This window comes from Microbacterium umsixpiens (genome assembly GCF_053543675.1).
In genome coordinates this window covers 41,935-42,387 of record NZ_JBLVOH010000014.1, presented here as the reverse complement: position 1 = coordinate 42,387, position 453 = coordinate 41,935, and the positions used below count along the sequence as shown (strand labels likewise).

Here is a 453-nt window from a genome sequence, read left to right as displayed (position 1 = left end):
CCGAGACGCCCGGCCGGACCCCACTGCCTTGAGCAGGATGTCCACGAGTGCTGTCAGGATGCCGTTGGTCTTGCTCACACGGTCACCCTAACCGCAGATCATGCGTCGGCGAGTGCGTAGCCCTCCTCGCCGTGCACGACCTGGTCGACACCGGCGATCTCGTCCTCGTTCGTGACACGGAATCCGATCGTCTTCTCGATCGCGAAGCCGATGATGAAGGCGACCACGAAGGAGTAGATCAGGACACCGAGCGCCGCGATGACCTGCACCGCGAGCTGACGGGCGTCGCCACCGACGAACAGGCCGGTCTCGCTGGCGAAGAAGCCGAGGTACAGGGTGCCGATGAGTCCGCCGACGAGGTGGATGCCGACCACGTCGAGCGAGTCGTCGAAGCCGAGACGGAACTTCAGTTCGATCGCGAGGGCACAGACCACACCGGCGAGGGCGCCGAGC

At 65.3% G+C, this 453-nt stretch carries 1 pseudogene; it reads right to left on the bottom strand.

Features of this window, described 5'->3' with window-relative positions:
* Positions 1-98: 98 nt before the first annotated feature.
* Positions 99-453 (bottom strand): annotated as a pseudogene (locus ACNPM4_RS01330) (ammonium transporter); the annotation flags it as partial.